This is a genomic window from Gaetbulibacter sp. M235, assembly GCF_043876835.1.
Taxonomy (GTDB): Bacteria; Bacteroidota; Bacteroidia; order Flavobacteriales; family Flavobacteriaceae; genus Yeosuana.
Genome location: NZ_JBAWJZ010000009.1, coordinates 37079 through 51309 on the forward strand (window position 1 = coordinate 37079; position 14231 = coordinate 51309).

Sequence of the window (14231 nt, forward strand, 5' to 3'; positions counted from 1 at the left end):
TAAGGCAAGAAAATTGTTATTGTAATTTAGGCGTTAGCACAAGGTTAAAACTTTTCTAACTAGCTTTTAAATCATATAAAGATAATTTGAATGAGCTTTTTTAAAAAGATATTTTCATCAGAAAAAAAGGAAACACTAGACAAAGGTTTAGAGAAAACCAAAAAAACTTTTTTCAATAAACTCAGTAAAGCAGTTGCGGGAAAATCTAAAGTTGATGATGAGGTTTTAGATAATCTCGAAGAGATTTTGGTATCAAGTGATGTTGGAGTCAATACAACTTTAAAAGTTATTGAGCGTATTGAATCAAGAGTTTCAAAAGATAAATATCTTGGAACAGATGAGTTGAATCAAATACTTCGTGAAGAAATAGCTGGTTTATTATCGGAAACCAATAGTGGAGAAGATACAGATTTTGTAATTCCTCAAAACAAAAAACCATATATTATGATGGTTGTTGGTGTTAATGGAGTGGGTAAAACTACTACCATTGGTAAACTAGCTTATCAATTTAAAAAGCAAGGTTTAAATGTGGTTTTAGGGGCAGCCGATACTTTTAGAGCAGCCGCAATTGACCAACTTCAAGTTTGGGCAGATAGAGTAGATGTGCCATTAGTGAAACAGTCCATGGGAAGTGATCCTGCCTCAGTTGCTTTTGATACTCTTAAAAGTGCAGTTACCCAAAATGCCGATGTTGTTATAATTGATACAGCAGGGCGTTTACATAATAAAGTAAACCTGATGAATGAACTTACCAAAGTAAAGCGTGTGATGCAAAAAGTTGTTGATGATGCACCACATGATGTATTATTGGTACTTGACGGTTCTACAGGGCAAAATGCATTTGAACAAGCTAAACAATTTACAGCAGCTACCGAGGTAACATCATTAGCCGTTACAAAATTAGATGGAACTGCTAAAGGTGGTGTGGTGATAGGTATTTCAGACCAGTTCCAAATCCCTGTAAAATATATAGGCGTTGGGGAAGGTATTGAAGATCTTCAGGTATTCAATAAATTTGAGTTTGTAGATTCATTTTTTAAATAGATATGAGTTTTGATATTTTCCATAACTTAATTATAAAAGCACCTATCAATAAGGTTTTTGATGCGGTTTCTCTGCCTCAACATTTAAACAATTGGTGGACACTGAAAAGTTCTGGGAAACCTGAATTAGGTTTAGAATATAATTTAAACTTTACAGATGATTACAATTGGTTTTGTAAAGTTTCGGTAGCGGAACCTAATGCTTCGTTTCATTTAAAAATGACTCAATCTGATGCTGATTGGAATCCAACTACTTTTGGTTTTGATTTGGTAACCACCAAGGAGGGTACTTTAGTTAAGTTCAGTCATGTGAATTGGCCGGAGGCTAACCATCATTTTAAGTATTCTTCATTTTGTTGGGCTATGCTTTTAAACGGACTAAAAAATTATCTTGAGAAAGGAGTTATTATTTCTTTTGAGAACAGAAATTAATTAATCAAGGTATTAATTTTACCCCACAACTCATTATCAAAACCAGATAGAGCAAATGTTGGGTTGTCAGGGTTTGCAACATCTCCCATTCTGATAATGACTAATTTTTTACTCGGTACAACATAAATTTTTTGATCGTTTTTACCCAGAGCAGCATACATATCATCAGGAGCATTTGGTATTAAGCTACCACTAAATTGAAGCTGAGTTTGTGGTAAATGATAACTGGATTTTCCATTCAACCACCACAAATAACCATATGCTTGATTAATATTTTGAGACGTATTTGTGGCTTCATTTAAAAAACTTTCAGAAACTATTTGACTGTTTTCCCATTTACCTTTCGCATAAATCATGAGTCCAAAACGTGCCATACTTTTTGTGGTGCTCCAATAGACACTTAAATTATCTAAATCAATCCAAAGTCCGGTCATACCAATTTTGTCTCTTAGCTTCGTGTTAAAGTAGCTGTTCCATGTTTGGTTACTTGCTGCAGCAATAACATTCTGCATTTTAACATACACATTATGATAAGCCCAACGTGTGCCAGCGTCTGCTTTATATATTAGGTTTGCAGGACTTACATCGTCACCCAAACTATCATCTATACCAGAATTCATGGATAATAAATTTTTACAGGTAATTAAATTTTCTTTATCCAAGGTTTCGCTTGTCCATCCAGTTCCCAAATAATCAGATACCTTGTTGTTAATGTTAATTAAGCCTTCGTCTTGTGCAATTCCAGAAACGGTAGATGTTAGTGTTTTTCCTGCACTGGCCCAATACCAAGTTGAGGTATTACTATGTCCGTTAAAATAGTTTTCTGTAACAATTTTTCCATTATACAATATCATAAAGCTTTTGGTGTTCTTTGCTTCTAAATAATCTAATAATGGTTGCAAAGCAGCTTCATTCCAACCTAAATCTGTAATGGATTTAGTTTCCCAAGTGTTTGAATTTATTGGTGGAAAATATAGTTGATCATCGGTAGGATTTTGGTCAATAGGGTTGTCGTTTGAAGAACATCCTAAAAAGGAGCTTATAGCTAAAAAGCAATATATCCATTTTTTCATAACAGTAGGTTTTAAGTTTAAGACTATCAAATATATAAAAGGTTTAACGAATCCACAAAAACCCAAAATCCTCTAATTTTTATTCTATATCCATTAATCACAAATCATTATGTATCTTTGCACACTTATTTTAAAAATAATATGCGTACAAAATCACTTAAGAAAAACAGAATTAATGTAGTAACCCTTGGTTGTAGTAAAAATGTTTACGACAGTGAAGTGTTAATGGGGCAATTAAAAGCCAGTGGAAAAGACGTAGTTCATGAAGAGGAAGGAAATATTGTAGTTATTAATACCTGTGGATTTATTAATAATGCTAAAGAAGAAAGTGTGAATACCATATTAGAGTATGTGCAAAAAAAGGAAGATGGTGAAGTTGATAAAGTGTTTGTTACAGGATGTTTAAGTGAACGTTATAAACCAGATTTATTAAAGGAAATCCCAAATGTTGATGAATATTTTGGAACTACCGAGCTTCCTGGATTATTAAAAGCTTTAGGTGCCGATTATAAACACGAGTTAATTGGAGAGCGCTTAACAACGACACCAAAAAATTATGCGTATTTAAAAATTGCTGAAGGTTGTGATAGACCGTGTAGTTTTTGTGCCATTCCGTTAATGCGTGGAAAACATAAATCAACGCCAATTGAAGAGATTGTTATCGAAGCTGAAAAACTAGCAGCAAAAGGTGTCAAGGAACTGATTTTAATTGCACAGGATTTGACCTATTACGGGTTAGATTTATACAAAAAGCGAAATCTTGCTGAATTGCTTGAAGCACTTGTAAAAGTGGATGGTATTGAGTGGATTCGTTTGCATTATGCGTTTCCAACAGGTTTTCCTATGGATGTTTTGGAAGTAATGAACCGCGAACCAAAAATTTGTAATTATTTAGACATTCCATTGCAACATGTTTCCGATCGTATTCTGAAAAGTATGCGCAGAGGAACTACTAAGGAAAAAACAACTCAACTTTTAAAGGAGTTTAGAGTAGCTGTTCCAGATATGACCATAAGAACAACCTTAATTGTTGGATATCCTGGAGAAACCGAAGAGGATTATCAAACACTTAAGCAATGGGTTAAAGACATGCGTTTTGAACGCTTGGGTTGTTTTACTTATTCACATGAAGAGAATACACATGCTTATAATCTTGAAGATGATGTTCCTGAAGAAGTAAAACAAGAACGTGCCAATGAAATTATGGAGATTCAATCACAGATTTCTTGGGAGTTAAATCAGGAAAAAATTGGAAAAACCTTTAAAGTTGTAATAGATAGAAAAGAAGGTGGTTATTTTGTTGGTAGAACCGAGTTTGACTCACCCGACGTTGATAACGAAGTTCTTATTGATGCTTCTAAAACTTATTTAAAGACTGGTGAATTTGCTATGGTTAAAATTACAGATGCTGCAGATTTCGATTTGTACGCAGAAGTTGTTTGAAAAAGTTTCGTTTAACTGTTTGTGTAAGGATAGTTGCGTATGCAAGCAACTAACTTACTAAAAATGGAACGAACCAGAGGAAAATCCGTAGGATTTTCCGAGTAGTCTAGAACTAAGCAATTATTTTTACACTTTGTTGGCAAATCGTTATTTTAATTCACGTTTTGTCTTTCACAACCATTAATTCTTTTTTCTTTAGTCAGAGTCCAAACGTTAATTACTTTGTTTTCAAGTTTATTTTTAGAATTAGGTTCCACCAATTCAATTTCTATAATAGATTCAGTCGCAATTTTGAAATCAGAATTTTCTATTAAATATCCGTTTACATAGATTTCGTTATTATTTTCAATTCCAAAAAATTCATTCAATTCAGATTGTGTTTTAAAAGCAGTTTCTTTCTTTAAACTGACAAAAATAATTCCGTTTTCAGTCAGATTGAAAAATTTATGCTCTTTCCGATTTGGTTTGTCTTTCAGAACACTTATTTCAGCAATTAATTCTTTTGTTGCTCCGATGGTATTTTCATTCGCAATAATGTCATTTTCAATTATGATTGTTGGACAATTACTTTTCGTAAATGGTAATTTCACATATGTGTCTTGAGAATAGATATTCGTAAAAAAGAAAGTGAAAATTATAGTGAAAATTATTCTGTTCATATGCGTTTTGTTAATGTTTGCCAATGCGATGATATGAAATGTTTCAATTGTTTATATCAGCAGTTAAACGAAGTTAGTTAATTTTTCTCACAAAGTCAATTGTTTAAAATAGCAGTTTTGCTTTTTAGGGAAGCAAAAAGATGGTTACTTTAGCGTGTATTTAAAATTTTATTGAAGATGAATTATAAATTATTAGGAAAAACAGGTTTTAAAATATCAGAAGTAAGTTGCGTCATTCCTGGAGCTTCAAGTTTTGAACAAGTAAAGTCCAATCTTCAAGTTGAAGATATGGAAAACTTGTCTTTAGAAGACATGAAAACCATTACATCAATTTATTCAGAATTTATAAAACCAAAAGTCCATCAGTTATGGTAATTAATAATCTAACTGTTAGCTTTTTCTAACTGCTTATTAATTTTTTTAATTGCGTTTTCTATCGATTTTTCTGGCTCAATGATATTGTATTCGCCCCAAAATTCAGGATCAGAAAAACCTGAAGCTTTTTCTGTTAATATTACACTTGGGCTTAGTTTTTCACCAGAAAAATTTTTTTCCTCTGTTTTTTTCCAATCTGTAATGGCCATTTCGCTATTTAAAGTATAAACACTGTTGAATAATTTTCTTTTCCAATTTACCTTAAAGGTTAATTCAATTTTGCTATAGCCATAATACCATTTGCCGTTTTTAGTTCTGTAATCAACTTTGTATGATGCTAATGTTGGGTAAACTTTAACGTTATTAGGTTTTTTCCTAACAAACATGGTGCTCACTAAATCTCTGTTTTCAACATTCAAATTATAAACGGCACTGGTTAAAGCAAGTGTTTGTGAGTCTATATAAAGTTTTCCGTAATATAAAGGGTCATTGTTTTTTATTTTTTGTTTAAAATTTACAACATAAACAACCCGGTTATTCAGTTCTGTAGATTTATCTAAAGTAAATTGATAATTTGAAAGATTATCATTATCAAAAATGTATTCAGGATATTTAATTAAATCTGTGGAAAGGGTACTAAATGGACCACCTTGAAGTTTTAATGCTAAAGTATCAAGCCTTGAATAATCAGTGCTTTTTCTTGATTTTAATAAACTTATATTGTCATGCTTATTATTTGAATAGGGTTGTTTGTAAATTGTTAAAATAGCTTCAGAAAGAGATGCGTTTTTATTTCTGTTTTTTATAGTTTCTCTATAAAAGGCTGTCATGTTCTTTTGGACATCATCATAAAATTCACTTTTTCTATCTAAAGTTGCGCGAACCAAAGCTTCAGCATCTTTAATGCCATATACATTTACAAAACCGAGTTCAGTAATTGAAACATCTAATAGAATTTTATTGTTTTCCTTTTTAAGTAATGCAATTGGGATTTCCTTTTTAATATAGCCTAAAAGTGAAATCATGATTGTTTTATCCAAATATTCACTAGGTACTTTTAATAAAAACTCGCCTTCATTGTTTGAAACGGTTCCAATATTAGTTTCGCTAATGTTTATATCTGCATAGGCAAGCGGTTCTTTAGAATTGCTGTCTAAAACAATTCCTTTGTACTCATTAATTTTTTGAATAACTTGATTTGGCTCTTGAAATAAATTAGTTGCCAGAGCATTTGAATAAAACACTAAAAAAAATAAAAAATTGGATGTAATGAATAAAAACTTAATCCATTTTATAGCACGTATTTTTTTCATGATATCGAGTCTTAAGGAGTTAATTTCTAACCTATTAATATAGTGAAATCCATTTAAAAAATCAAGATTTTATTCAATTATTAATTAAGGAAATTGATTTTAATTTAATTGTAGCTTTTCCGGCTTATTTATAGATTATTTTATTCAGAAGCATTACTTAAACCGAAATATTTTTTAAACTCTGCAATAAGTCTTAACTAATTTTTTAGAAAATCAAAATGTATTAAATGTATCTTTACATTTTATATACAGTAACAGTAAATATGCCAACTGAAAGTATTTCATTTAAAAAAACGGGTTATTTTTCATCACTTATTTGTGATTATCTTGAAGAATCTTCTACGTTGCAACCTTTTTATAATAATTTTCCAAAACTTGAAAACTTTAAAAGCCAAATTGAAGAAAAGCAAGAGTCATTTGGTTTAGTTACTAGAACCAAATTAGTTGAAAGCTTACAAAAGCAATACGCTAATTTTGAAATTTCTGAGTTTACTTCCCAAAATATTGAATCTTTAAAACAAGAAAACACCTTTACAATAACGACAGGTCACCAATTAAATATTTTTACGGGGCCACTTTATTTTCTATATAAAATTGTTTCAACAATCAATCTTACAACCGAATTAAAGGAAGCTTATCCAGATTATAATTTTGTGCCAATTTATTGGATGGCTACCGAAGATCATGATTTTGAAGAAATAAACTATTTTAATTTTAAAGGAAAAAAAGTTCGTTGGAACAGGTCAGCAAGCGGTGCTGTTGGAGAATTATCAACTGAAGGATTAAAAGATGTTTTTGAATTGTTTTCAAAAGATTTAGGTATTGGCAAGCAGGCAGATTTTTTAAGGAATTTATTTTCAGAAGCTTATTTAAAACATCAAAACCTGGCCGATGCAACAAGATTTTTAACCAATGCTCTTTTTTCTGAATATGGTTTGGTAATTATAGATGGCAATGATGCTGTGTTAAAGCAATTGTTTGTTCCCTTCATTAAGGATGAATTATTAAATAACACTTCATATAAATCTGTAACAGAAACCATTGAAAAAATAAATAGTTTACCCAATCATTCTTACAACATTCAGGTAAATCCTCGTGAGATAAATTTGTTTTATTTGGGTGAAAATTTACGTGAAAGAATTGTTTTTGAAGAAGGTAAATATTCTGTTGTAGATAGTGATATTTCTTGGACTGAAGTGAGTATTTTAAATGAGGTTGAAAATTATCCTGAGCGTTTTAGTCCAAATGTGATTATGAGACCTTTATATCAAGAAGTTATTTTGCCTAATTTATGTTATATAGGAGGCGGCGGAGAATTGGCATATTGGGTTGAGTTAAAACAATTTTTTGATGAAGTTAAAATACCATTCCCGATTCTTTTACTTCGTAATTCAGTATTAATTCAAACGGTTAAACAACAAAAAAAACTTCAGAATTTAAATATTTCTGTTGAAGATGTTTTTTTAAAGAGAGATGTTTTAATAAATAAAAAAGTAAGGGAAATATCGAATATTGATATTGATTTCTCTTCTCAAAAAAAGTATTTAAAAGAACAGTTTGAAGCGTTATATAAACTTGCAGAAGAAACAGATAAATCATTTCTAGGTGCTGTAAAATCACAAGAAAAAAAGCAATTAAAAGGAATAGATAACCTTGAAAAAAGATTGCTTAAAGCTCAAAAAATAAAACTTCAAGACCAAGTTTTAAGAATGACCGATATTCAAAACGAGTTGTTTCCAAATCAAAGCTTGCAAGAACGTAATACCAATTTTTCCCAGTTCTATTTAGAATATGGAGAACAATTAATTCCTCAATTAATAGAAAACTTAAAACCTCTTAACGCTGAGTTTTTAATATTAACACTTTAGGTAATGCATAAGATAGATATTGATTTAGTTAATATGACATTAGATGTCATGAAATATGCCATTGATAGAATTTCAGTAATAGAACCCAAAATTGGAGTTCCACAAAAAGCAGAAGATTTAAAAGCGTTAGTAGGGGAAACCGTTACTGCAAAAGGAATTGGTGGAGAAGTAGCTTTTAATTTGTGGAAGGAGCATTTAGTGAAAGCCAATGTGTCAATAGATCATCCAAGGCATTTAGCTTTTGTACCGGCTTCACCAACAAGAGCAGCTATTATGTTTGATTTGGTAACATCTGCATCCAGTATTCATGGGGCTTATTGGATGGAAGGTGCTGGAGGTATATTTTGTGAAAACGAAGCCATGAAATGGATAGTATCACTTACCGGATTGCCAGAAGGAGCTTTTGGTGTTTTTACAAGTGGCGGAACTGCTGCTAATCTTTCGGCAATAGTTACTGCAAGGGAATACTGGAGAAGTTTGAATGATAAAAATAAAAGCGAAAAAGGCATAATAATTACATCTATTGGGGCACATTCTTCTGTTAAAGCTATGGCGAAAGTGGTTGATGTTGATGTTTTATTGGTTGATACTGAAGATAAATTGGAAGCAGACGCATTACAATCTACTATAGATAAGTTAACGCCTCACCAAAGGCAACGATTATTTGCAGTTGTAGGAACTGGCGGTACAACCAATGCAGGTATTATTGATGATTTATCTGGTATTGCAACAATTTGTAAAAAGGAACATTTGTGGTTTCATATTGATGCAGCTTATGGAGGTGGTGCTTTGGCAGCAGATTCTGTAAGGCATTTATTTAATGGCATTGAAAAAGCAGATAGTATTACCATCGATCCACATAAATGGATGTTCTCACCTTATGATTGTGGGGCAGTTATTTATAAAAATCCTGAATTAGCTAAAGAAGCACATTCACAACAAGGGTCTTATTTAGATATTTTTAAAGATGAAGGGGCGCATGGTTTTAATCCTTCTGATTATCAGATACAATTAACAAGACGTGTTAGAGGTTTGCCATTATGGTTTTCATTAGCAATGCATGGTACGGACAGGTATAAAGAAGCGGTTGAGCGCGGACTTGAATTGGCTCAAATTGCAGGCAGATTAATAAATGAAAAGCCTCACGTTGAGCTGGTCAGAGACCCAAGTTTATCTTGTGTTTTATATAGAAGAATAGGTTGGAAACCTGAAGACTATACGCATTGGACCTATGAAAATCATAAAAAAGGTTTTGCTTTAGTAACACCAACAAAGTGGAAAAAAGGTGAATCGTTTGAAACCGTTTCTCGTTTTTGTTTTATCAACCCAGATACGACTGAAAAAGACATTGAAATGATTTTAGATTCAATGATTTAAAAATTTATAAAAAAAGTACAAGGCTAATTTCGCATTCTAAAATCAATTATTACTTTTGCGCATGCAACACAACAAGGTACTTATTTTAGATTTCGGGTCGCAATACACACAGCTTATTGCCCGTAGAGTTAGAGAACTCAATATTTATTGTGAAATTCATCCTTACAACAAAATACCTGCAAATGTATCAGAATACAATGCAGTGGTCTTGTCTGGAAGCCCTTTTTCTGTTAGAGGAGAAGATGCACCACATCCGGATTTGTCACAAATACGTGGAAAAAAGCCAATGCTTGCGGTTTGTTATGGCGCTCAGTATTTAGCACATTTTTCTGGAGGCGAAGTAGCTCCATCAAATACCAGAGAATATGGTAGAGCCAATTTATCATTTATAAAAAATGATGAAGCTTTCCTAGCAGGTATTCAAAAAGGGAGTCAGGTTTGGATGAGCCATAGTGATACTATAAAGCATTTGCCAACAAATGCTGTTTTAATAGCCAGCACCAATGATGTTGAAAATGCGGCATTCAGAATTGAAGGTGAAGAGACTTATGCTATTCAATTTCATCCTGAAGTTTACCATTCAACCGATGGAAAACATTTATTAGAAAACTTTTTAGTTCATATAGCTGGTGTACATCAAGATTGGACACCACAATCTTTTGTTGAAGAAACGGTTGAGTCACTTCAAAAACAAGTTGGTAATGATAAAGTTGTTTTAGGGCTTTCTGGTGGTGTAGATTCATCCGTAGCAGCGGTTTTGCTTCATAAAGCTATTGGAAAAAATCTGTACTGCATCTTTGTTAATAATGGATTGCTTCGTAAAAACGAATTTGAAAGTGTTTTAAAACAATACGAAGGCATGGGGCTTAACGTTAAAGGTGTTGATGCTTCCAAACGTTTTCTAGATGCCTTAGCGGGAATTGATGATCCGGAGAAAAAACGTAAAGCTATAGGTAATGCTTTTATTGAAGTGTTTGATGATGAAGCTCACCAAATCGAAAATGTTACTTGGCTAGCCCAAGGAACCATTTATCCTGATGTTATAGAAAGTGTGTCTGCTACTGGTGGACCATCTGCAACTATTAAAAGCCATCATAATGTTGGAGGGTTACCGGATTTTATGAAGCTTAAAATTGTTGAACCACTTAAAGCATTGTTTAAAGATGAGGTTCGTCGTGTTGGTGCCACTTTAGGAATTGATCCTTTATTGTTGGGTCGACATCCATTTCCTGGACCTGGATTGGCCATTCGTATTTTAGGAGATATTACTGCAGAGAAAGTGCGTATTCTTCAAGAGGTAGATGCTATTTTTATTAACGGACTTCGTGAATGGGGCTTGTATGATAAAGTTTGGCAAGCTGGCGCCATCTTACTGCCAGTAAACAGCGTAGGTGTTATGGGTGATGAGCGTACTTATGAAAAATGTGTTGCTCTTAGAGCTGTTGAAAGTACTGATGGTATGACAGCAGATTGGGTTAACTTACCTTATGAGTTTTTACAAAAAACCTCAAACGACATAATAAATAAAGTAAAAGGCGTTAATAGAGTAGTTTATGATATTAGCTCAAAACCGCCAGCAACTATTGAGTGGGAATAGTGACTTTTAAATTCATTTTGAGTCTTAATTTGTGAATGATTCAAAATAAGTAAAATTCTATTTTAGGTTTGGGCGTTCCAATATTTATAAACTATATTTATAATATTGAAAGTATCTTGCTTGAGTAAAATTTGCGTATATAACAAGTGAGTTCAAAAAATATTGTCAGGCTGTACACGATATCTTTTCTTTTTGGCATGTTATGTGTATAAAAAAGAAAAGGATGTTGTTTCCATCCTTAACGCAATTTAAAAATTAGTATACATGATTAAATTCTTTTCCATTGTTTGTTTAGCCTTTTTTATAAGTATTAATACAGTTAATGCCCAAAATTACAAGACTCATAAAGTTAAACAAGGAGAGACTATTGAAAGTATTTCTAAACAATATTATGTAACTCCTTTTGATATTTACTCATTAAATCCAGATGCAAAAAAGGGTTTAAAGCCAAATATGCTTTTAATTATTCCTAAACCAAAGACAGATTCTACACCAAAAGTTACTGTTACAAAAGAGCTGAAGGGTTTTAAAACCCATAGGACAGGTAAAAAAGAAACGTTATACAGTTTAGCAAAAGAGTATGATGTTTCAGAAGACGATATTAAAAAATACAACACGTTTTTATATTCAAACCCTTTACGTAAAGGGGATAAATTACAAATTCCAGTTTTTAAAGTTACAGAGGTTACTCGAACCAAAGAGCTAACAAAACCTTATATGGTTTTGCCTAAAGAGGGAAAATGGCGCATTGCTTATAAATTTGGCATTACACTTGCCGAATTGGAGTCTCTTAACCCAAATATGGGCGAAGTATTGCAGGAAGGTGAAGTTATTAATGTACCCAATATTACCAAAACAGATGAAAAGGTAGTTGATGAGCAGTACAGTTACTATAAAGTGTTACCTAAAGAAGGATTTTATAGATTAAAGCTAAAATTAGGATTGGAACAAGACCAACTTGAAGCGTTAAATCCTGGATTAAAAGAAAGTGGATTAAAAGATGGGATGATTTTAAAAGTGCCTTACAATCTTAACACCGAATCTTTTGAATCTGACGAAATAGCCAACAATCTAATTGAAAAAATTAAAGACTACAAAACAAAACATATTGCGATTATGTTGCCGTTTCGTTTAGATCGAGTAGATTTTGATTCTATTCCAGGAACAAAAAAGAGTATTACTTCTGATCCGTATCTAAATGCATCTTTAGATTTTCACTCAGGAATATTAATGGCTATCGACTCATTAAAAACTTTAGGAATTTCACTTAAAGTAGATGTTTACGATACAAAATACCAAGTTGGTGAAGTATCTAAAATTATTGAAAACAATGATTTTGAAAATTTAGATGCTGTTATCGGACCGTTAACTCCAAATAACTTTGAAAGAGCAGCTTCTGAATTAAAAAAATACAACGTGCCTGTGGTGTCGCCAATAGGCGAAAATCTAAATCTATACGATAACGTTTTTCAAACAAGGCCTTCAGCAGAATTGTTAAAAAGTAAAACCATTAATTATGTGAAATCGCTTTCTGTGCCAAAAAATATTGTCATTATTTCTGACACTAAAAATGCATCGATTGCAGCTGAGTTAAAACAAGAGTTTACTTTTGCTACCCAAGTGCGTTCAAGAAAAAGTAAAGAAGGAAAAGATGCCAATTACATATTGGTTGATGATATTGCAAGTGTTTTAAAACCAGGATTAAATGTTGTATTTCTTGAAACGCAAAACGAAGGACTGGCATCCAATGCAACTAGTATATTAAATTCATTAATATCCGCTGGAAATGCTGATGGGAACATAGCTAAAAAAGACATTGTATTGGTAACCACGAACAATAACTCAGCTTTTGAGAGTGATGAAATATCTAATGAACACTTGTCTAATTTGAGTTTTACTTTTGCTACCATGTCGAAAACAAAAAACATTGAAGACAATAATTATTTCATCAAGAAATATGAGGAAGTTTATCATGTTACACCAAATAAGAGAGCGATTAGAGGTTTTGATGTAACTATGGATGTCGTGTTGCGTTTAGTAACTTCAGATGATTTGTACAAGTCTGTAAACGAAACACCTTTAACAGAATATGTTGAAAACAAGTTTGAATACAAAAAGAAACTTTTTGGAGGTTATTATAACGATTCAGGTTATTTAGTGAAGTACCAGGATTTAAGAATTGTTGAAGTTCAGCAATAAGCTAAACATAAAATCGTTTTTTAATTCAAACTTATTTTTTGTCGTTTGTCAAGAATAATCATTTTATTTTGTTGCTTTATTTGTGTTCAAAAAGATGAACCAATAATCACTTGGAGAGAATCCTATAAATTATCATGGAATGATTTTAAAGGAGAAGCAAATCAGAGTTTAAAAGCTGTAGCAATTACAGCATCAGGTATTAATTTTGAATATTATATCAAACAAAATGCTTTTAAAGCAGTAAGTTTTAAAACTAAAGTGGAAGCCTGTTTTTTCCCAGAAGAGTCGTGGTTTAAACCAGAATTGGTTAATGATTATATTTTGTCTCATGAGCAATTGCACTATGATATTACCGAGCTTTATGCCCGTAAATTTAGACAGCAACTAGGACAGCTAAAAGTTTCAAAAACCATAAAAAATGATTTAGAATCATTGCAAAAATCAATAAATGAGCAATTGGCAGTTAGGCAAAATGAATATGATGCAGAAACTAATAATTCAATAAATAAAGAAGCTCAATTACTTTGGCAACAAAAAATTACTAAAGAATTACAAACATTAGTTTCATATAAATCAGAATAGCTGTGTTATTGCAACCCGATAAAAATTTCTTGATAACCTTGGCACATACCAAAAGGCCTTTTGGTAAATACAAAGACCGCTATCTAATTGACCTGCCAGAATATTATGTGGTATGGTACCATAACCAAGGATTTCCAAAAGGTAAATTAGGAGATATGTTGCAAACGGTTTACGAACTCAAACTAAACGGTTTGGAAGAGCTGATTAGAAACATTAAAAAACAATATCCTAAGTAGAATTTTTTTGTTCGTTTAATTTTCGTACAGAATT

General features: G+C 32.0%; 13 protein-coding genes. 10 read left to right on the forward strand and 3 right to left on the reverse strand.

The genetic code is table 11. The features are described from left to right. The first annotated feature begins 90 nt into the window (after positions 1-90). Both ftsY and V8G69_RS13780 read left to right on the forward strand, forming a co-directional pair. On the forward strand, positions 91-1044 hold the full coding sequence (gene ftsY / locus V8G69_RS13775; RefSeq protein ID WP_394882627.1) for a signal recognition particle-docking protein FtsY: 954 nt from the start codon (positions 91-93) through the stop codon (positions 1042-1044). Positions 1045-1046: 2 nt separating this feature from the next. Beyond that, entirely contained in the window at positions 1047-1475 is a 429-nt protein-coding gene (locus tag V8G69_RS13780) for an SRPBCC domain-containing protein (RefSeq protein WP_394882629.1), read from the forward strand. Here the strand turns inward: V8G69_RS13780 and V8G69_RS13785 are convergent. Then, positions 1472-2548 carry a serine hydrolase domain-containing protein gene (locus V8G69_RS13785; protein ID WP_394882631.1) on the reverse strand — a complete coding sequence of 359 codons (1077 nt, stop codon included), beginning with the start codon at positions 2546-2548 and terminating at the stop codon, positions 1472-1474. The genes V8G69_RS13780 and V8G69_RS13785 overlap by 4 nt on opposite strands. A gap of 141 nt (positions 2549-2689) precedes the next feature. Here V8G69_RS13785 and rimO point away from each other — a divergent pair, with 141 nt between their 5' ends. Next, on the forward strand, positions 2690-3991 hold the full coding sequence (gene rimO, locus V8G69_RS13790) for a 30S ribosomal protein S12 methylthiotransferase RimO (RefSeq protein WP_394882632.1): 1302 nt from the start codon (positions 2690-2692) through the stop codon (positions 3989-3991). A 152-nt stretch (positions 3992-4143) separates the two neighbouring features. Here the strand turns inward: rimO and V8G69_RS13795 are convergent, their stop codons facing one another. Then, on the reverse strand, positions 4144-4650 hold the full coding sequence (locus V8G69_RS13795) for a hypothetical protein (RefSeq protein ID WP_394882633.1): 507 nt from the start codon (positions 4648-4650) through the stop codon (positions 4144-4146). A gap of 177 nt (positions 4651-4827) precedes the next feature. Here V8G69_RS13795 and V8G69_RS13800 point away from each other — a divergent pair, with 177 nt between their 5' ends. Further along, positions 4828-5025, forward strand: coding sequence for a hypothetical protein (locus tag V8G69_RS13800; RefSeq protein WP_394882634.1), 198 nt, complete (start codon positions 4828-4830; stop codon positions 5023-5025). Between the two features lie 8 nt (positions 5026-5033). On the opposite strand, the gene V8G69_RS13805 is transcribed toward V8G69_RS13800, so the two are convergent. Further along, positions 5034-6338 (reverse strand): carboxypeptidase-like regulatory domain-containing protein, encoded by a 1305-nt coding sequence (locus V8G69_RS13805; RefSeq protein WP_394882635.1) that lies wholly within the window; start codon positions 6336-6338, stop codon positions 5034-5036. 263 nt (positions 6339-6601) lie between these two features. On the opposite strand from V8G69_RS13805, the gene bshC reads away from it, so the two are divergent. The 6 genes from bshC to V8G69_RS13835 all read left to right on the forward strand — a co-directional run bounded on the left by bshC (position 6602) and on the right by V8G69_RS13835 (position 14197). Next, a complete protein-coding gene (gene bshC / locus V8G69_RS13810; RefSeq protein WP_394882766.1) occupies positions 6602-8206 on the forward strand; it encodes a bacillithiol biosynthesis cysteine-adding enzyme BshC in 1605 nt (534 codons plus the stop codon). A 3-nt stretch (positions 8207-8209) separates the two neighbouring features. Next, positions 8210-9583 (forward strand): pyridoxal phosphate-dependent decarboxylase family protein, encoded by a 1374-nt coding sequence (locus V8G69_RS13815; RefSeq protein WP_394882636.1) that lies wholly within the window; start codon positions 8210-8212, stop codon positions 9581-9583. A gap of 61 nt (positions 9584-9644) precedes the next feature. Further along, complete coding sequence (gene guaA, locus V8G69_RS13820; RefSeq protein WP_394882637.1) at positions 9645-11180, forward strand: glutamine-hydrolyzing GMP synthase; 1536 nt, start codon at positions 9645-9647, stop codon at positions 11178-11180. A 264-nt stretch (positions 11181-11444) separates the two neighbouring features. Beyond that, positions 11445-13379 carry a LysM peptidoglycan-binding domain-containing protein gene (locus V8G69_RS13825; protein WP_394882638.1) on the forward strand — a complete coding sequence of 645 codons (1935 nt, stop codon included), beginning with the start codon at positions 11445-11447 and terminating at the stop codon, positions 13377-13379. Positions 13380-13424: 45 nt separating this feature from the next. Further along, positions 13425-13961: a DUF922 domain-containing protein gene (locus tag V8G69_RS13830; protein WP_394882640.1), complete on the forward strand. Its 537-nt coding sequence runs from the start codon at positions 13425-13427 to the stop codon at positions 13959-13961. An 8-nt stretch (positions 13962-13969) separates the two neighbouring features. After that, positions 13970-14197 (forward strand): DUF3820 family protein, encoded by a 228-nt coding sequence (locus tag V8G69_RS13835; protein WP_394882767.1) that lies wholly within the window; start codon positions 13970-13972, stop codon positions 14195-14197. Positions 14198-14231: the final 34 nt, after the last annotated feature.

Excerpts from the sequence above, each read along its gene's own strand:
- ftsY (WP_394882627.1), top strand. The coding sequence starts at position 91 with ATGAGCTTTTTTAAAAAGATATTTTCATCAGAAAAAAAGGAAACACTA.
- V8G69_RS13780 (WP_394882629.1), top strand. The coding sequence starts at position 1,047 with ATGAGTTTTGATATTTTCCATAACTTAATTATAAAAGCACCTATCAAT.
- V8G69_RS13785 (WP_394882631.1), bottom strand. The coding sequence starts at position 2,548 with ATGAAAAAATGGATATATTGCTTTTTAGCTATAAGCTCCTTTTTAGGA.
- rimO (WP_394882632.1), top strand. The coding sequence starts at position 2,690 with ATGCGTACAAAATCACTTAAGAAAAACAGAATTAATGTAGTAACCCTT.
- V8G69_RS13795 (WP_394882633.1), bottom strand. The coding sequence starts at position 4,650 with ATGAACAGAATAATTTTCACTATAATTTTCACTTTCTTTTTTACGAAT.
- V8G69_RS13800 (WP_394882634.1), top strand. The coding sequence starts at position 4,828 with ATGAATTATAAATTATTAGGAAAAACAGGTTTTAAAATATCAGAAGTA.
- V8G69_RS13805 (WP_394882635.1), bottom strand. The coding sequence starts at position 6,338 with ATGAAAAAAATACGTGCTATAAAATGGATTAAGTTTTTATTCATTACA.
- bshC (WP_394882766.1), top strand. The coding sequence starts at position 6,602 with ATGCCAACTGAAAGTATTTCATTTAAAAAAACGGGTTATTTTTCATCA.
- V8G69_RS13815 (WP_394882636.1), top strand. The coding sequence starts at position 8,210 with ATGCATAAGATAGATATTGATTTAGTTAATATGACATTAGATGTCATG.
- guaA (WP_394882637.1), top strand. The coding sequence starts at position 9,645 with ATGCAACACAACAAGGTACTTATTTTAGATTTCGGGTCGCAATACACA.
- V8G69_RS13825 (WP_394882638.1), top strand. The coding sequence starts at position 11,445 with ATGATTAAATTCTTTTCCATTGTTTGTTTAGCCTTTTTTATAAGTATT.